Source organism: Flavobacterium sp. 316, from assembly GCF_000967805.1.
GTDB classification, from domain to species: domain Bacteria; phylum Bacteroidota; class Bacteroidia; order Flavobacteriales; family Flavobacteriaceae; genus Flavobacterium; species Flavobacterium sediminilitoris.
In genome coordinates, this window is record NZ_JYGZ01000003.1 from 471,592 (window position 1) to 490,965 (window position 19,374).

At 28.7% G+C, this 19,374-nt stretch carries 18 protein-coding genes; 6 read left to right on the plus strand and 12 right to left on the minus strand.

From position 1 onward, the window contains the following. Positions 1-7 precede the first annotated feature (7 nt). Entirely contained in the window at positions 8-1,258 is a 1,251-nt protein-coding gene (locus SY27_RS08500) for an ABC transporter permease (RefSeq protein ID WP_045969142.1), read from the minus strand. 346 nt (positions 1,259-1,604) lie between these two features. Here SY27_RS08500 and purH point away from each other — a divergent pair, with 346 nt between their 5' ends. The 6 genes from purH to rodA are packed head-to-tail and all read left to right on the plus strand — an operon-like array spanning position 1,605 to position 8,735. Then, positions 1,605-3,131 carry a bifunctional phosphoribosylaminoimidazolecarboxamide formyltransferase/IMP cyclohydrolase gene (purH, locus tag SY27_RS08505; protein WP_045969144.1) on the plus strand — a complete coding sequence of 509 codons (1,527 nt, stop codon included), beginning with the start codon at positions 1,605-1,607 and terminating at the stop codon, positions 3,129-3,131. Positions 3,132-3,187: 56 nt separating this feature from the next. Then, positions 3,188-4,216: a rod shape-determining protein gene (locus tag SY27_RS08510; protein WP_045969146.1), complete on the plus strand. Its 1,029-nt coding sequence runs from the start codon at positions 3,188-3,190 to the stop codon at positions 4,214-4,216. A 9-nt stretch (positions 4,217-4,225) separates the two neighbouring features. After that, positions 4,226-5,050, plus strand: coding sequence for a rod shape-determining protein MreC (mreC, locus tag SY27_RS08515; protein ID WP_045969148.1), 825 nt, complete (start codon positions 4,226-4,228; stop codon positions 5,048-5,050). Between the two features lies 1 nt (position 5,051). Continuing rightward, on the plus strand, positions 5,052-5,555 hold the full coding sequence (locus SY27_RS08520; protein ID WP_045969150.1) for a hypothetical protein: 504 nt from the start codon (positions 5,052-5,054) through the stop codon (positions 5,553-5,555). Continuing rightward, positions 5,552-7,474, plus strand: coding sequence for a penicillin-binding protein 2 (mrdA, locus tag SY27_RS08525; RefSeq protein WP_045969152.1), 1,923 nt, complete (start codon positions 5,552-5,554; stop codon positions 7,472-7,474). Before SY27_RS08520 ends, mrdA begins: the two co-directional genes overlap by 4 nt. Position 7,475: 1 nt before the next feature. Continuing rightward, positions 7,476-8,735, plus strand: coding sequence for a rod shape-determining protein RodA (gene rodA, locus SY27_RS08530; RefSeq protein WP_045969154.1), 1,260 nt, complete (start codon positions 7,476-7,478; stop codon positions 8,733-8,735). Positions 8,736-8,745: 10 nt separating this feature from the next. On the opposite strand, the gene SY27_RS08535 is transcribed toward rodA, so the two are convergent. The 11 genes from SY27_RS08535 to SY27_RS08580 all read right to left on the minus strand — a co-directional run bounded on the left by SY27_RS08535 (position 8,746) and on the right by SY27_RS08580 (position 19,342). Next, the gene (locus tag SY27_RS08535; protein WP_045969156.1) at positions 8,746-9,717 is read right to left on the minus strand and encodes a hypothetical protein; all 972 of its coding nucleotides are present in this window, start codon (positions 9,715-9,717) and stop codon (positions 8,746-8,748) included. Between the two features lie 5 nt (positions 9,718-9,722). Further along, positions 9,723-10,580: a hypothetical protein gene (locus SY27_RS08540; RefSeq protein WP_045969158.1), complete on the minus strand. Its 858-nt coding sequence runs from the start codon at positions 10,578-10,580 to the stop codon at positions 9,723-9,725. Positions 10,581-10,626: 46 nt separating this feature from the next. After that, the gene (locus tag SY27_RS08545; protein ID WP_045969160.1) at positions 10,627-10,872 is read right to left on the minus strand and encodes a hypothetical protein; all 246 of its coding nucleotides are present in this window, start codon (positions 10,870-10,872) and stop codon (positions 10,627-10,629) included. Positions 10,873-10,991: 119 nt separating this feature from the next. Then, a complete protein-coding gene (locus SY27_RS08550) occupies positions 10,992-12,338 on the minus strand; it encodes an HlyD family secretion protein (protein WP_045969162.1) in 1,347 nt (448 codons plus the stop codon). A gap of 72 nt (positions 12,339-12,410) precedes the next feature. Next, positions 12,411-14,603, minus strand: a complete 2,193-nt coding sequence (locus SY27_RS08555; protein ID WP_045969164.1) for a peptidase domain-containing ABC transporter — start codon at positions 14,601-14,603, stop codon at positions 12,411-12,413. A gap of 39 nt (positions 14,604-14,642) precedes the next feature. Continuing rightward, positions 14,643-16,340, minus strand: coding sequence for a hypothetical protein (locus tag SY27_RS08560; protein ID WP_152640740.1), 1,698 nt, complete (start codon positions 16,338-16,340; stop codon positions 14,643-14,645). Then, positions 16,279-17,268, minus strand: a complete 990-nt coding sequence (gene gwsS, locus SY27_RS08565; RefSeq protein WP_045969168.1) for a grasp-with-spasm system SPASM domain peptide maturase — start codon at positions 17,266-17,268, stop codon at positions 16,279-16,281. Before gwsS ends, SY27_RS08560 begins: the two co-directional genes overlap by 62 nt. 174 nt (positions 17,269-17,442) lie before the next feature. Then, positions 17,443-18,405, minus strand: a complete 963-nt coding sequence (gwsG, locus tag SY27_RS18195) for a grasp-with-spasm system ATP-grasp peptide maturase (protein WP_052705239.1) — start codon at positions 18,403-18,405, stop codon at positions 17,443-17,445. Between the two features lie 68 nt (positions 18,406-18,473). Beyond that, positions 18,474-18,638 (minus strand): hypothetical protein, encoded by a 165-nt coding sequence (locus SY27_RS18860; RefSeq protein WP_161794139.1) that lies wholly within the window; start codon positions 18,636-18,638, stop codon positions 18,474-18,476. Between the two features lie 264 nt (positions 18,639-18,902). Then, a complete protein-coding gene (locus SY27_RS18865) occupies positions 18,903-19,079 on the minus strand; it encodes a hypothetical protein (protein WP_161794140.1) in 177 nt (58 codons plus the stop codon). A 74-nt stretch (positions 19,080-19,153) separates the two neighbouring features. Further along, positions 19,154-19,342 carry a hypothetical protein gene (locus SY27_RS08580; RefSeq protein WP_045969171.1) on the minus strand — a complete coding sequence of 63 codons (189 nt, stop codon included), beginning with the start codon at positions 19,340-19,342 and terminating at the stop codon, positions 19,154-19,156. Between the last annotated feature and the right edge of the window lie 32 nt (positions 19,343-19,374).

The following is a 19,374-nucleotide window of genomic DNA, read 5'->3' on the forward strand; positions in this document are numbered from 1 at the left end:
AATTAATCTACATTCCAGTCCTAATAGCTTCAACAGGATCTAGCTTAGAAGCTGAAATAGCAGGAACGATTCCCGATACAAGTCCTATAAAAATAGCTAAACCTGTACCTAACAGCATATTTTTAGCACTTAATATAAATTCAAAATCAACAGCAGCACTTAATCCCACTGCACACAACCAAACCAAAAACATTCCAACAAGTCCTCCAATTACTGATAGGATTATAGCCTCAAATAGAAACTGGAATAATATGAATTTATTTTTTGCCCCTAAGGCTTTTTGTATCCCTATAAGGTTTGTTCTTTCTTTTACAGAAACGAACATAATATTAGCAATTCCAAAACCACCAACCAATAATGAGAAAAAACTAATTCCCCATCCTACTGCATTCATTTGTCCAATAATATTATCAATAAAATCTGTAAATCCAGAAAGAACATTAATAAAAAAATTGTTTATTTCACCTGGTTTTATACTTCTAAAAGTTCTAAGTTTCTGAGTCAATTCTGCTTTAAATTCATCAATATCTATTCCTTTTTCAGGTTTAATTAATATTGCAGGCGTTAATGTTTTGTTATTATCACCATACATTCTTCTTAAAAAATTTACTGGTAAAAAAACCGCCACGTCATTACTGTCTCCAAATGTCGTTTCTCCTTGTTTTTTCAAGACTCCTATCACTGTTAACTTTTGACCATATAATCTAATTTTTTTCCCAATTGGATCCATATTGCCAAAAAGGCCAGTTGCCACTTCACTTCCGATTGTAATTACTGGAGCTCCTGAATTTGATTCGGACTCATTAAAATATCTACCACTTTCAATTTTTATAGGTTCAATATCAATAAATTCATTTGTTGAAGGTTTTACCCGAATAGAATTAACTGTTTTATCTTCATATTTAACATTCTCATTTCTTGTAAAAAGATTAAACGACATTTTATCAACTCCTTTTACCGATCTTCTCAAATAATCGTACTCTTCATAAGTGACATCAGGAAATTGCTGTCTTTTCCATCGAGGTATGTCAGATGGTCCAAAAGAAAAACGAATTAAATAGATTGTATTTAAATCCATATCACTCAAGTCTTCCTTTATTTTTTTATCCATAGAATCCACCGCTGCCAACACCGCAATAATTGAAAAGATACCAATTGTAACCCCTAACAAGGACAAAAGTGTACGTAATTTATTGTTACGCAAAGCATTTAATGCAAAGCTTAAACTCTCTTTAAGTAATCGTAGATATAATAACATAATACAAAACTGATTCTCTTATTAGTAGAGCGAATTCCAAAAATGTTACAAAAAGGAATAGAAATAACATATCATAACCATTTTTCATAAAATAATACACCAATTGTATATTCTAAAAACAAAGCATATTTACATTAGAAAAGGCATTAAAAAGACATATTATTAGAACTAATAACACAAAACACTTTTACTTAACAACATACTGATTTTATGAGTGATTACACCAAAATTAATAACTTGTTAAAAACCATTAAAAAGTATTTCAAAAAAAATCTATTTTCTCTTATTATATTCTTGAATCTTTTAATAAGTATAACTACTTTTGCAGCTTAAACAACGCAACACAATGAATACAACAAAAACAATTCAATCGGCATTAATTTCTGTATTTGATAAAACGGGATTAGAACCTATTGTTAAATCACTTCACAAAAACAATGTAATTATTTATTCAACAGGTGGAACAGAATCTTTCATAAAAGGGTTAGGAATTCCTGTTGTTGCAGTAGAAGATGTTACTTCTTATCCTTCAATATTAGGTGGACGTGTAAAAACATTACATCCAAAAGTTTTTGGAGGGATTTTAAATCGTCAAGATAATCCAACTGACGTTGCACAAATGCAAGAATTTGAAATTCCACAAATTGATTTAGTTATTGTTGATTTATATCCATTTGAAAAAACAGTTGCAAGTGATGCTAGCGAAGCTGATATTATTGAAAAAATAGATATTGGAGGTATTTCTTTAATTAGAGCTGCTGCAAAAAACTTCAAAGACACTGTAATTGTTGCTTCTGTTGAAGAATATGCTTCTTTTTTAGATTTTTACACAGAAGGAAATGGAGCAACAACATTAGAGCAACGCAAATTACTAGCTACTAAAGCGTTTCATGTTTCTTCTAATTATGACACTGCTATATTTAATTATTTTAATACAGACGAAACTTATTTAAAAATAAGCATTGATAAAGGGCAAACACTACGTTATGGTGAAAACCCTCATCAAAAAGGATTCTTTTTTGGAGATTTTGACAAAATGTTCACAAAATTAAATGGAAAAGAGTTATCTTACAACAACTTATTAGATGTTGACGCTGCTGTAAATTTAATGAGCGAATTTAAATACGACCAACCTACTTTTGCAATTTTAAAACATAACAATGCTTGTGGAATTGCAACAAGAGGATCAATGAAAGAAGCTTATTTAGATGCCCTTGCAGGAGATCCTACTTCCGCATTTGGAGGTGTCTTAATTGCAAATGGGAATATTGATTTAGCTACCGCAGAAGAAATTCATAGTTTATTTTGCGAAGTAATTATAGCACCATCATACGACAAAGAAGCTATTGACTTATTAGAAGAGAAAAAAAATAGAATTGTATTAGTTATTAATGACATTCCTTTACCTGAAAAACAAGTACGAACATGTTTAAATGGAGTATTAGTTCAACATAAAGATAACATTACAGATACTAAAACACAACTAAAGAACGTTACTAATACTGAACCAACAGAAGAAGAAGTTGAAGACTTAATTTTTGCCTCTAAAATATGCAAACACACCAAGTCAAATACAATCGTTTTAGCCAAGAACAAACAACTTTGTGCATCCGGAACAGGACAGACATCTAGAGTTGATGCGCTAAGACAAGCTATTGAAAAAGCAACTTCTTTTGAATTTGATTTAACTGGATCTGTAATGGCAAGCGATGCTTTCTTCCCTTTCCCTGATTGTGTTGAAATAGCAAATAAAGCTGGAATAACAGCCGTTATTCAACCAGGAGGTTCAATAAAAGATGAATTAAGCATTAATTATTGTAATGAAAATAATGTAGCAATGGTATTTACAGGAACACGTCATTTTAAACATTAATTTTATTACATTTGTAAGTCACTAATATTTACTAATATAAAACCCTAAAAAAGCATATGGGATTTTTTGATTTCATGACCGAGGATATAGCAATTGACCTTGGAACCGCAAATACCTTAATCATTCACAACGATAAAGTTGTTATAGATAGTCCATCTATTGTTGCTCGCGACCGAATAACTGGAAAAATTATTGCAGTTGGTAAAGAAGCCAATATGATGCAAGGTAAAACACATGAAAACATTAAAACCATACGCCCTTTAAAAGATGGTGTAATTGCCGATTTTGATGCTTCGGAAAAAATGATAAGCATGCTTATAAAGAGCATTCCAGCATTAAAGAAAAAATTATTTACACCAGCATTACGAATGGTTATTTGTATTCCATCTGGAATTACTGAAGTTGAAATGCGTGCTGTAAAAGAATCCGCAGAACGTGTAAATGGAAAAGAAGTTTACCTAATCCATGAACCTATGGCTGCTGCAATCGGTATTGGTGTTGATATTATGCAACCAAAGGGAAACATGATAGTAGATATAGGTGGTGGAACAACTGAAATTGCTGTTATAGCACTTGGTGGAATTGTATGTGATAAATCAGTAAAAATTGCAGGAGATGTTTTCACCAATGATATTATTTATTATATGAGAACACAGCACAATTTATTTGTAGGAGAAACTACTGCTGAGAAAATAAAAATTCAAATAGGAGCTGCTACTGAGGATTTAGATAGTCCTCCAGAAGAAATGTCTGTTCAAGGACGTGATTTATTAACAGGAAAACCTAAACAGGTTGATGTTTCATATAGAGAAATAGCCAAAGCACTTGATAAGTCTATTCAGAGAATCGAAGATGCTGTAATGGAAACATTATCTCAAACACCTCCAGAACTAGCAGCCGACATCTACAATACTGGTATTTATTTAGCTGGTGGTGGCTCAATGCTAAGAGGATTAGATAAACGAATATCCATAAAAACAGACTTACCAGTTTATATTGCAGAAGATCCATTAAGGGCAGTTGTAAGAGGAACAGGAATAGCATTAAAAAACCTAAACAAGTACAAAAGTATTCTTATAAAATAAAAATAATCCATGCAGCAAATAGTATATCTTTTTATAAAAAACAGCCATCGATTGCTGTTTTTGCTGCTTTTAGGTATTTCTTTTGCCTTAATAATAAAATCTCACTCATATCATAGAAGTGAATATATTAATAGCGCAAACAGCATTACTGGCGGCATTTACAATGAAATTAATGCTGCTAAAGAATATTTAAGCTTAAAAGAGAAGAACGCCATACTAGCAGAAGAAAATGCTCGTTTAAAAGAAATTCTTTTTAATAAAAAAGACACACTATTAGATTTAAAAACTATTGCTCATGAAGGTGTTGATTTTTATTCTGTAACGAAAGCCAAAGTAATTAAAAACTCTTATAATGTTAAAGAAAATTACCTTACTCTTAATGCTGGTAAAAAAGATAGTATTAAAAGCAATATGGGTGTTATAAATGAAAGAGGAGTTGTAGGTCTTATTGAAAAAACATCTAATAAATATGCAACGGTAATTAGCATCCTAAATACAAAACTAAAAATCAATGCAAAAATTAAAAACTCCGATCATTTTGGAACACTAACTTGGGATGGTAAAAACACTGGATATGTTCAATTAGTGGATGTCCCTAGATTAGCTTCTATCAAGAAAGGAGATTCTATTGTAACAGGTGCAGAATCTGATATTTTTCCAGAAAACATACCTATTGGAAAAATTGACAAAGTTTTTATAGATACTAAGACTAACTATTACACTATTAATGTTAGAATTTTTAATGATATGACAGCATTAGGTTACGTATATGTAATTGAAAATAAAAACAGACTAGAAAAAGAAAAACTAGAAAAAGAAACAATATCCAAATAAATTGAATAATACTATTTTAAACATAATTCGTTTTGTGATTTTATTATCCTTACAAGTCCTTATTTTTAATAATATTGACTTATTAGGCTATATTAATCCTTATCCATATGTATTATTCATTTTGCTATATCCTGTTAACGGAAATAAGAATATTCTTTTAATTAGCAGTTTTATGTTAGGACTTCTTCTTGATATGTTTTGTAATTCAGGAGGTATACATGCAATGGCATCATTAATTTTAGCATTTGTTAGGCCTAGTTTGTTTCGTTTTTCATTTGGATTAAGTTATGAGTATCAAACTGTAAAAATTGCCGATAAAATTTCTACGGAAAGAATTACCTTTATCTTGTTCTCAATTTTTATTCATCACTTCGTTTTATTCACTTTTGAATTGTTTAGAATTAATTTATTTTTCGATATAATATCTAGAACTTTACTAACTACCTTATTAACATTTGCATTCTGTTTACTAATTATTTATTTAATAAAACCAAGTAAGCGATGAGAAAGATTATACTTCCTTTAATCATTATAATTACTGCAATTATATTAATTGCACGTATTTTCTATTTACAAGTAATTAACGACTCTTTAAAGCTTCAATCTGAAAACAATGCCATAAAAAAAGTTTTTGATTTTCCAGAAAGAGGGTATATCTATGATCGAAACGGTAAACTTTTAGTAGCAAACCAACCTTCGTATGATATTATGGTTGTTCCTAGAGAAATGAAAAACATTGATACATTAGACTTATGTAATTTATTAAATATTACCAAAGAAGACTTTATTAAAAAAATTAAAAAGGCTATTGTATATAGCCCAAGACTTCCTTCTGTATTTCTATCACAGTTAAACAAAAAAGAATACGCTGCTTTTCAAGAAAAAGAACGAAAATTTGAAGGTTTTTATACCCAAAAACGAGCTTTAAGAGATTATCAAGTTAAAGAAGGTGCTAATATTTTTGGTTTTATTACTCAAGTAAATGAAGGAATTATAGCCAAGAATCCATATTATAACAGTGGAGACTTGATAGGTAGACAAGGAGTAGAACAAGAATATGAAGAGATTCTTAGAGGTGTAAAAGGTATAAAATACTTACTTAGAGACAAACACAATAAAATCATTGGTCCATATAAAAACGGAAAGTTCGATACTATCTCACAACAAGGAAAAGATTTAACTTTAACTATTGACAGTGAACTTCAAAAGTATGGCACCGATTTAATGATTAACAAGCGTGGTGGTATTGTTGCTATTGAACCTAAAACAGGCGAAATTTTAGCTTTAGTTTCCGCACCTACTTATGACCCAGCTTTACTTGTAGGAAGACAACGTTCTAAAAACTATACTGAATTATATCATGATTCTATTGCAAAACCATTATATGACAGAGGCTTACAAGCCCAATATCCTCCAGGCTCTCCTTTTAAAATTATTACTGGATTAATAGGCTTACAAGAGGAAGTTATAGATGAAGAAACTGGATTTGTTTGCCATCGCGGATTTAGTTATGGAAGAGGAGCATTCATGAAATGTCACGATGCTGGAATTTCCAAACTCAACAATGGTATATACCAGTCTTGTAACACTTATTTTGCAAATGTTTTCAAAAGAAGTATTGACAAATACCCTAACCCTAGTATGAGCATAGATAAATGGGCTGAACATGTGAAAAGTTTTGGATTAGGAGAGTTTCTTGGAACTGATTTACCTATTGGAGCCAAAGGATTAATTCCAACATCTAAAACATACCAAAGAGCTTATCCAAATGGAGGGTGGAGAAGCACAACCATTATTTCAAATTCAATAGGACAAGGAGAAATATTAACAACCCCATTACAACTTGCAAACATGATGGCAGTTGTTGCCAACAAAGGATATTATTACACACCTCATATTGTAAAAAACATAAAAGGAAGTGAATTAGACAAGAAGTACACAACAAAACATGAAAGCACCATTGATCCAAAATATTTTGAACCAATGATAGAAGGCTTAGCTAATGTTTACAACTCTCCTGGAGGAACAGCACGTACCCTTAAAGTAAAAGACATGGAAATTTGCGGAAAGACAGGAACAGCCGAAAATAAAATAAGAGTTGCTGGGAAAACCTACCAATTAAAAGACCATTCTATTTTTGTGGCTTTTGCTCCAAAAGAAAACCCAACAATTGCAATTGCTGTATTTGTAGAAAATGGATATTGGGGGACTAGATGGGCTGGCCCTATTGCTACATTAATGGTTGAAAAATATATAAACAAAAAAATTACTAGAAAAGATTTAGAAACAAGAATGCTAAATGGTTCTTTACAAGATGAGTATAAAAAAATTGAAAACATTATTCGTCAACGTTTTCCCGAACCTTCAAAAGTAGAAGATTCAACAACAAAAACTATAGCTAGAAAAGAAGAGGTAGTAAATTAAGATGAGAAATCAAAGCATAGGAAATAGTATCGATTGGATTACAATATTACTTTACATAACATTAGTAATAATGGGCTGGATGACTATTTATTCGGCTTCATTGCCGCTTGAAGAAACATCCATTTTTGACACCAGTCAAACATACGGAAGACAAATGCTTTTTATCATTTTAAGTGTTCCACTTATCTTTATTTTATTGTTTATAGATGCTAAAATATTTGAGCGACTCTCTTTTGTTTTTTATGGACTTGGAATTGTCCTTTTATTAGGATTATTCGTTTTTGGTTCTACTATAAAAGGACAAACGAATTGGTATAAATTTGGCGGATTTGGTTTTCAACCTTCAGAGTTTGTCAAAACAGGTACGGCACTTCTATTAGCGAAATATTTGAGTTACTCACAGATAAATTTAAAATACACAAAGCATCAATTCATTGCATTAGGCATTATAATATTGCCTATTTTTTTAATTTTACTTCAACCTGATGCAGGAAGTGCTATGATTTTTTTATCTCTTATTTTTGTTTTAAATAGAGAAGGTCTTCCTAGTTGGTATTTATTTTCAGGATTTTCTGCCATTGTATTATTCTTTGTTGCATTATTAATTCCTCCCATTTATATTGTAATAGGTATCTCTGTTTTAATGATTCTTCATTATTTAAAGAACAAAAGAATAAGTAGAAATCCCATTCTTTATACTTTCTTATTTATTATTATTTCTGGTTTCGTTTTCTCTGTAAACTACGTTTATAATAATGTATTAGAACCACATCAAAAAGACCGAATTGATGTACTTATAGGAGGAGATAATGTAGATCTTAAAAAAGAAGGTTATAATTTAAACCAATCCATGATTGCTATTGGCTCTGGTGGATTAACAGGCAAAGGTTATTTAGAAGGCACTCAAACAAAAGGTGGTTTTGTTCCAGAGCAACATACTGATTATATTTTTACAACTGTAGGAGAAGAATGGGGTTTTGTAGGATGTACAGTGGTTATTATCTTATTTGTAATTTTATTATTAAGAATCCTTTTTCTAGCAGAAAAACAAAAAACGAAGTTTAGTCGGGTTTATGGCTATTGCGTTGCGACTTATTTATTTACCCATTTTTTTGTAAATATAGCCATGCTAATTAAGCTTTTCCCTACAATAGGTGTTCCACTTCCTTTTTTCTCTTATGGAGGCTCTAGTTTATGGGCTTTTACAATTATGCTATTTGTATTTATTAAGTTAGACGCTAATAAAGTAAATGAGTGGTAAATATTATTGTTTATTTGTATAATAATATTTTATACCCTATAGGTACTTTTAATCTTTTATTAATTGTTTCTTTATTTTTATTCCTAAAATTATAATCATCTATAGTGTGCCAATTCTTTGAATTTGAAAATTCATATCTTAAATATGAAATATCACTTTCTGTTTCTTCTAAAGGCAATAAAGGCATTAAGTTTTTTGATATTTTTTTAACTTCACCATTATAATTAACTATTTCATAAGGCAATTCTAGAATTAAATTTTTATATTCATCAACTCTTCCTATAAATTTAATACTAACAAATAAACCTCCATTTGGCAAAGGAATAGGGTCTTGAAAATCAATTTCAAAACTATCTTTCCTCAATTCATTTGAATTAATAATTTTATACATTGACATTTCTTTTAGTTCTTCAAAAGGCTTCCCGTTTATCACACTATACACCGTTATTTTTAGCAAATTATTAAAATCTTTCACCATTAATTTTTGCTTTTTATCTTTAAACTCAAAACTTGTATTTATATAAGGAACTTGTATTGATTTTAATACAATATCAAATGTTTCTTTATTCTCCAAATAAAAACAAACTTCAAGACCCATTGAAGGAACTATAGATTTTTGATAGTCACTGTGATTATTACACTTTTTTATTTTCTCTTTTCCAATTTTAGCTATTTTATTTTTTTTAACAACAAAAACTTCGTCTAAAAAATTTTCTTTCAGTTCTAAAAAAATTGTATCCTTTATTTCATTCTTAATTAATGTTTGCGACTTATAGTTTAAATGTGATACCATAAATTTTTCAGGCAAAATAACATAATCAATATATCCATCTTCACCTGAATAAATACCATATCCATTCAAAAAATCTATAGACGCATACTCTATTGGTAATTTGTCATTCTTATCACATAAAACAACCATAGTTGATTGAGTAAACAATAAATTACTAAACATCAATAAAAATACTATAACTAATTTCATATTTTCTATTTAAAATAAATGTTTAATTTCAAAATCTGCTTATTTTTTTTACTATAGATTGGCTCAAACCATTCACTAAACTCTTTATTATTTTGTGTTCTATATCGGAGAATTTCCTTTAACTGAAGTTTCTTTTTAACATTAACAGCTTTAAATTTAGGTTTAATAATGTTCTTGGATCCCAAACTCACCTTATTTAGAAAGTCTATTATAACAAATACACCCTTCTCATCAAACAAAATCTCTTCATCTTTTAAAAATACTTTTATTTTTTTTGAAAATTTTTGATTAATTACTATTTCTTTAGTATTAAGCTTTTGAAAAGGAAGTAATAAACTATCAGCATTCCAAATCTCAACATTAAAACTTATTGAATCACTCTCTTTGACGTTTTTATTAACTAATTCAAAGAGAATACTCGATATCTTTAAATTAAAATCATCAGCATTATTTGGCAAATAAATACCTACCTGAAATTTCTCTGGATAAGAAACTCCTGTATTAAAATTAATTCCTCTTCTATCATTTAAAGAATATTTAAAAGATTTAGGATTTGATTTTACAATTACTTCTTTTAAGTTAATAGAATTAGGTTGAAGAAAAACCACTAATGAATCTCTAATCATTTTTTTACAAATAATAACCTTAGACTTATAACCTATATGCGAAATAATCATAGTAGACTTTTCTTTGTCTGTTTTAATTATAACCTTACCATTTCCATCTGAAATAGAGACTTTATTTTCTTCATTAATTAAATGTACCCCTTCAATTGGACTAAAAGTAATACTATCTCTTATTATAAAAAAATCTTGACAAAAAAGTGATGAATAAAAAAATAAAAAAAATATTAATATTTTCATAGAAAAAGATTGTAGTAGCTATATATAGCTACTACAATTAAAAATTTTATACACATCCAAATTCTGCACCAACTGGACAAGGACCTGTTGTCTGTTCCCAACTACCAACACCAATGCCTAAAAATGTTGGTCTAACTTCCCAAGTACACTCAAAAGCAGTAACTCCTCCGTTATACTCCATAATATTCCCTGTACACTGTACATTTCTAACTTTAATTCCAGCAACTACATTCTTTTGTTCAATTTTAGTTAAAACTTGAACTCCTTCTAAATCTAAAATTTGTTTTTTCATGTTTATTTGTAATAAAAATTTAAAAATACTCAATCATTTATACCAGTTGAGTCTCTGACATTTAATACTTTAAACGCAAATCAACATCTCTTATTGCCTACATAATAACAAATAAAAAATTACTCATCCTTAACCACCTTAGATTTTCTTCCAAATACATCTCTAAACTGATAGAAGAATCGCTCTATTAATCGTAAATCTTCTGTTACAATGTCTGCTGTTCCTGTCATTTCTTGCTGAAATATTATTTTCTTATCATAAGAAGTATCTAATCCGTTAGGCAGTGAAACATCAATTAATAAATTCCCTTCATTATCTGGTGTTGCCGAAATATTATGCACTTCTCCTTTTATGATTCCAAACTCTCTATCTGGAAAATTTGCTAGTCTAATATTTACAGGTTGACCTACTTTAATCTTTCCAGAATTTTGAGCTAACGCTTTAACCTTGCCTACATATACATTTTGCTCTACTGGCACAACAGAAAAAACTTGATCTCCAGCATTCACTGTTTGATTTTCTGCCCATAATTGCAAAAAGGAAACCTTCCCTTTTATTGAAGTTCTTAATACATAATTTAATTCCCAATCTTTAATTGCTTTTTTCAATTGAAAAAAAGATTGAATTACATTTCGTTCTAAGTTAATAGCGTCTTTTGTAGAATTAATAACTGTTGTTTGACTATTTCTATTTAACTCATTAAGAGATGACTTTAATTGAGATATCGAACTTAATAGGTTCTTATAGTTTTTTTGTGACTGCAAGTATGCTAATTTTTGCTTTTCAAATTCTTGAGCAGCAATAACTCCTTTTTTATAGAGCTTTTCATAACGATCCATATCGCTTTTTTGAAGCTCTAATTCTGATTGATTAATACTACTTTGCGATTCTAACAAAGATAAACGTTCACTTAATTGTCTAGCTTCAAAACTTTGTGCTGATGTTTCAACCTGATAAGGTTTTAATTTTTTCTGTAATTCATCTGCACTATATTCCTTCTGAAAAATTGAATATTGACTTTCAATATCTCCTAATTGAGAAAATTTAATCTTCTCAAAAGGAAAAGGAGTTGTATTAATGTTTATGGTATCCATAATACTCTTCAGTACAAAAACATCTTTATAATTAGCCGAGTTTTCAATTACTGCTAATGGTGCGTGTTTTTCAAGAATATCATTGTCTTTTACTAAAATGGCTTCAATTCTTCCAGAAGTACGAGCCATTAATTTTTCTGGTGGTACTAATGTTGTAATTGTTATTTGAGTTGAATTAATATCTGGATATTTTATAAAATATGAAAACAACAATACTAGTAATAGGATTATTAGTATTACCAAATTTCCCCATCTTATCATCCAATGTGGAATTCTAGTAAGAATTTCTTGCACTTGTTCACTTCTCAATTCCACTTCTTGGATTGGAAGGTTTGCATCTGAAGGTTGAGTATCTAAATTACTATTTGGCATTTTATTTTTTTAATTTTTAAGAAATACTTTCAAAAAGCGTTGGCTATTAGCAATAAAAAGAATTTACAATATTTATGTTCCCAACTGCAATTGATTTTTCACCAATTCAAAATAACTTCCTTTTTTAGCAATTAATTCTTGATGATTCCCTGTCTCAATGATCTTTCCTTTTTCTAAAACTACAATTTGGTCTGCATTTATTACCGTACTTAGACGATGCGCAATTACAATTACGGTTTTATCTTTAAAGAAAATATTTAGTTTTTCCATTATTTCTTTTTCATTATTTGAATCTAAAGCACTAGTGGCTTCGTCAAAAAACAACATTTCAGGATTTTTATAAACGGCTCTTGCTATTAAAAGTCTTTGTTTTTGACCTGTACTTATTCCTATTCCTTCTGTACCAATTTTTGTATTGTATCGAAGTGGATAATCATCAATAAAATCTTTAATATTGGCTACATTTGCAGCATAATTTAATCGATCTTTATCAATTATATCAACGCCAATAGCAATATTATTTGCAATTGAATCGCTAAAGATAAATCCTTCTTGCATAACCGAACCTACATGATTTCTCCATGCTTTCTGAGATAGATTATTCAGAGACGACTTTCCTAATAGAATATCACCCTCACTAGGTTCATAGAATTTCAACAATAGTTTCATAAGAGTAGTTTTCCCACTACCACTTGTCCCTACAATTGCTGTGATCTTTTTTGCAGGAATAGTCATATTCAGCTCATGTAATACATTGGTATCTGATCCCATGTATCTAAATGACAAATCTTTTATAATAATATCTTCATCATTTGTAACTTCTGTCATTTTCTCTCTTTCATCTTGAACCTCATCGTCCATATCGTGAATTTCTGACAGCCTAGCTAATGATATTTTAGCATCTTGCAATTCTCTAATAAAACTTATTAATTGAACAATTGGTCCATTTAAACTACCAACGATACTTGTTATCGCCATCATTTCCCCTATTGACAAATCGCCATTAATTACTGAAATTGCAGACAAGAAAATAATGAAAATATTTTTAAGCTCGTTTATAAAGTTTGAACCTATACTTTGTGTTTGTTCTAACACTAATCCTTTTAAAGATACTTTAAAAAGTCGAGCTTGAATATATTCCCAACCCCATCTTTTTTGCTTTTCTGCATTATGAAGTTTTATTTCTTGCATTCCATTAATAAGTTCAATTACTTTACTTTGCTCTTGACTTACTTCTGAAAATCGTTTATAATCGAGAATTTCCCTTTGTTTTAAAAATAAAATTACCCAAAGAAAATACAAAAAGCTTCCTACAAAAAACACTGCAAAAATACTCAAGTTATAATAGGCTAAAACTCCTCCCATTATAATCATATTTATAAAAGAGAATAACACACTCAAAGACGAAGTGGTTAAAATTCTTTCTATTCTATGGTGATCATTTATCCTTTGCATAATATCTCCTGTCATTTTCACATCAAAATAAGAAATAGGGAGATTCATTAATTTGATGAAGAAATCAGAAATTAATGAAATATTAATACGGGTTGATAAATGGAGTAATATCCAACTTCTAATAAGCTCTAATGCGGTTTTACCAAAAAACAAAAATAATTGCGCTAAAAGCACTAGATATATAAAGTGAATATTTTGATTTTGGATTCCAACGTCAACAACACTCTGCGTTAAAAATGGAAAGATAAGTTGTAACAAACTACCTGCAAATAATCCTATTGCAAGTTGAACAATAAATGATTTATACTTTAAGACATATTTTGATAATATCCCGAAACCGTATGCTTTCTTTTCTTCTAAATCAAATTCAGACTCAAAGAAATTAGGTGTTGTTTCTAATAATAAAGCAATCCCTTCTTCTGTTTTTCTATCTGCATTATTCCCTATCCAAAATTTTAAAAATTCTTTTTCGGTATATTCTATTAATCCTATTGCTGGATCAGAAACATAGTACTTCCCTTTTTTAATTTTGTATAATACTACATAATGATTATTGTTCCAATGTAATATACAAGGTAATGGCGCTTCTTCTATCTTCTCAAGAGATATTTTAACGCCTAATGAGCGAAAACCAATTTGTTCAGAAGCATCACTAAGAGTAAGTAAATTACTCCCTTCTCGTGTGGTTTCTGAAAGTTCTCGTAATTTTTGAGTATTAAGTGTTCTACCGTAATGTTTAGCTATTATCTTTAAGCATGTAGGCCCACAGTCTTTGCTTTCTGTCTGTGTATAATGAGGAAATTTTTTCAAAATTTGTTTATAGTTTTTACAAAAATAATTAAAAAAAGCTTAATTAACTCCTATATCTTTTAACAATAATTCTTTGTTTTCTTTATTTTTAATAACAAGAAAAAAATTACCTTTAGGAACATCCACAATAACTTTAGAACCTACAACTTTTTTTATTCTACTTATAATTGGGATGCTTCTTGAACTATATTTATAGTACTCTTTTGCATCATAAAAATTCATAAGTACTTCTTGCCCTTCTACTTCTTTAAGAACAAGATCACTTATTGTAATTTCAGTTAAATTGGAAAATTCAGAAAAAGAAGGTTTTATATTATTAATCAAAAAATAGTCAACATTACAGTTAACCTTTTCAACATCGAGAAATATTTTTGATTCAAAAAACAAAAGTTCATTAGGTATATCTGAAACAATTTCAACTTGATCAATCGTTAAAGGGTCTATTCCTGTTTTTTCTTTAAAAAAAGCAGCCATTCTTTTAGTTGAAATACTATCTCCTTTTTCTAAAATATGATCTATTCCTGCGTAAACAAAAACTTTTGCAGAAGAATCTCGATCAATTATATGCTTCAAATTTTCAGCTTGCGTTTCTTCTCTATTTATACTTTCAAAATCGTCATAGCCTACTATTTTAAATCCTAGAGCACATGCCTCCCTAATAAAGTTACTAAAAAAAGGCTCCCTTGTATAGTAGCCTGAAGTCTTTATTGCAAATTTCCTACTGTTTATTAAGCTATCTTGCCCTTTATCTAAGGCCTCAATAGCTAAATGAGTATATCCGTTTTCCTTCAAAGGTTTTAACAAACTAGTAGCAAACACTCTATGTTCAGGTTTCCAATGCATTTCATTGAGCATTAAAACCTTATAATTTTTAGAAGCTTCAGCTATCATGCTTATTACAGCTTCCTTTTTTTGATTATCCTCTCTTTTTAATAAGCTGTTTTTTTTATCTTTTAATAAATCATTAAAAAAAATGCTTCTCTTACTTTCAAATTTTTTAATTAATTCTTTGTACCTATAATATTCTGTATCGAATGACAAAATTGTAGTTAATAATTGAAATTTTGTCCATTCATTTTTTGGATCTTTACTAATGGGAGCGCTATCAAGCTTATTCATTACAAATAAATAGTTATCATCATTTTTATATGAATTAAATATATCCATATAATTTGGAGTATTCTTTTCATGAATACTAAATTCCATTGAGTCAACTATACTTTTACCATCTTGCAAGATCGATTTATTTGATTTGTGTTTTCCAATACTTTTAATGGCTACAAAAAATGATTGAATACCATTAGATTTTTCATATAAAACTAAATTATTACTTGTATCATCTACTAATAATTTAGTTGTTACTTGTGAAGGTTTATCCTTCAATTTAGATTTCTTTTTTTTTAAAAAAACATACAATTGATAAAGAGGACTTTCAGTTGTCTTACCATAAACTAATAAATCTTTATCCCGAAGTTTATAAAATGCTAAAACAGAAGAGACCTCATCCATTTGATCTACTTCATTTGTTTCGTAATACTTAACATCACCAAAAAAATGTCCGCTAACATTTAAAGGGTAATTATAAAATTCTGTGCCACTAAAATAATTAAACTTTCTGTTCTTTTTAACTGTGTTACACGATAATATTAAAGTAGACACAACAAGAACCAATATACTATTTCCAAGTGTTTGTTTTAGGGTCATAATTACATAGGCTTTCATGAAAATACTTCTCATCCTTTTGAATAGGAATTCTATTATCAGGACAAATATATCTAAATTCGCAAACGTTACAAACGTCAATTTTATCCTTATTTGCTTTCCATAATTCTTGAAAAGAATCTGTAGAAATGATTTCTGTTATTGCATCATTTTCAATATTACCAAAAACCTTTTCATCATTAAAATAATTTTTAATATCTCCTTTATTACTTATGTAGACTTTTCTATTAAAAAATAAATTAAATTTTTGAGCTTCTATAAAAGCATCAAGATTAAGCACTAAATTATTAACGCTACTAATTCGCCTTGATAAAAATTCATTACAATTACCCGAATAAAAATTAATCCATTGATTATCAGAAACCATCTCTTCAGGTGAATTAAAGAAATTAACATCTCTTAATCTAGGAAATTCTGCGAAGAATTTTTCAATATTTAAGCTATCATTAGAATATTCTGAAACAACACTAATTACATTTAATTTAGAGTTTTTTAAAATTTCCAAAACTTGTTCAAGAATATCAAATTTAATTTTTGATTTTGATAACAAGACCAATTGTACACAACCTAAACTATCAATTTCTTTCAACAATTTAACTTTAAATTCTTGTAAATCATCAATTTCTAAAAACACAATATCGCTTAAAAACAAGTAATCTTTCTCTAAATCTAAGTCTAAAAAATTATCAGGTTCATCAGTAAGAAACCCTAGTTCGTTTTCAATTAAAAAAGTAAAATTTTTTGTTACCAATTCTTCATAACCGCTATATTCTTCATATATGACTTCTATTTTTTTATCAATATTATCTTGCAACATATCGGTTACAGAATTAGATATAAAAAAAATTTCTGATCGTTGAAGATCACATATAGCTGTTCTATTAAATCCTTTTACAGGAATACAAGAATTATAAAATTTAAAATATTTATCTTTATCAATCATAAGAAAGCAGGTTTGTAAAAGGAATTACACCTCATTTTTTGAGTTTGGTGGAAATCTGAAGTCACAAAAGCTAAATCAACATTTTTTATAGGTTGATTTTCCTTTCCTTCAACAAAAAAAACATTAATAGGCAGTTTATTTTTAAATTCAGTACTGATTTGGTTTATTAATTTATTATTCATTATTCTCTATTAAATAATTAGAAATTTTTTTATGTAAATTATAATTACACGGAATACTTGTCATTCCAAATTGACCAGATGGATTAACCTCTAAAAAATAATAGTCATTATTCACCGATTTAATAATATCAATTGAACCCGTATTTAACCCAATTTTATTCATTAAGTTAATCACTTTTTCCTCAATCAATTGAGGCAGTTGATATCTCCCTACCCTATTAGGTTTGTCAATATCATAATTTCGAAAATCAATTTTTGTTTTCTCATTATTTTGAGAAAAAATCACCATTGTATAAATCTTATTATCTAAAAAGAAAGCTCTTAATTCGTATTTTTTATTTATATATTCTTGAAACATTGATGGACTAAAGGTATCAGGAAGACCATCTAATGAATTGATTATTTGGGTAAAAAAAGGATAATTTTTATTATTAAGTTCAATGTGTTTCCCTTCTCCTATTGATTTTGAAATAATTAAATTATTATTTTCTTCAAAAAAAACCTCCAACTGCTTTATACTAGATGTAATTAAGCTATTTGGAGTTTTCAATCCAACCTCATTTGCTAAATTTAGAGTCTCAATTTTTGTAAGCATGTTAGACCTTTTAAATAACCATTTCTTTCCTTCTAACAATTTAAAAATCAAATTTCTAATAACAGAAAATTCAGAATATATATAGCGTGTTAAATCCGCTTTTTTACCAAAAAAATCTTCATAGGTTTTAAAGAACCCAAACTTCCTCATCCAAACAACTTTAACATCAGAAAAATAAATTTTCTTATCCTCTTTAATTAAATAACTATTATTAAGATCATTGGGAACTAAATTAAGAGTAACTAATCCAGACATTATATCTTCATCATTCAATCTAAAAAAAGCAGCATTACTATGTTGTAAATTTTCGACAACTATTTGTGTATCAGAATCTCTTGGAGTACTTAATATTAATATCATAATTGATTATTGATATTTAAAAAAGTGCAGGAAATTCCTGCACTTTTCAAACAGATTATTTAGTTTTCCTATAGATCATCCCATTCTTCATCAGAACCATCATCACCATTACTAGGTGCACCAGGCCCTACTGTAACAGTATTCATACTAAACGTATTTGAAGCTAATCTACGTCCTCCATAAATCGAATCAACCTCAACTTTATGAGATTGGAAATCTTCTAATTTTTTCATAATAATGATAAATTTTGTTTTTAATAAATACTCAAATAATTTTAAGTCAATTGAGACTTTGACTATTGTTGCAGCAATATTTTAATTGTAAATTTAAATTCCAAAACATCTATTTCAGAATATTTCTGTTTTTTAACAAAAAATACAATAAAACAATAATACAAAAAAATACACTACTTGTATTACAGTTTTTCTGCCGTTATTGTTAAATAAATAATCTGGAATAGAAAAAATTAGGGAGAAAATCTCCCTAATTAAGATAATCTAGAACAATGGCTCTATTTCAATGAATCTACAATATAACTGTGCGCAATGTCTGCCTACTTGTTCGCAAACTTTATCACCGTTAACGTCACAATTGTACAATCCTCCTTTTATAGATTTTTGTTCATTTTTTGATAATTCTTGAGCTCCGCTCAAAGTTAAAATTGATTGTTTCATGTTATATTTATTTTAATTGTTTTTATTTCTACTACGTTTTTGTCAATTGTTTTGACAAATTTGTTGCTTATAGATTAATATCCTCTATCGCAAGCTGCCCAACTACATCTTCCCCATTGATTTCTACATGTATTGAAACCGCAACCATCTTCTCCTGGTCCATCTCCTCCACCTGGATTAAATACTTTTCCACCCGCAGTTTCTTTAAGCTCTTCTTTTGTTAAAATTTGAGCTCCTTTTAAATTTAAAATTGATTTTTTCATAATAAATCGGTTTTTGAATTGTTTCTACTACA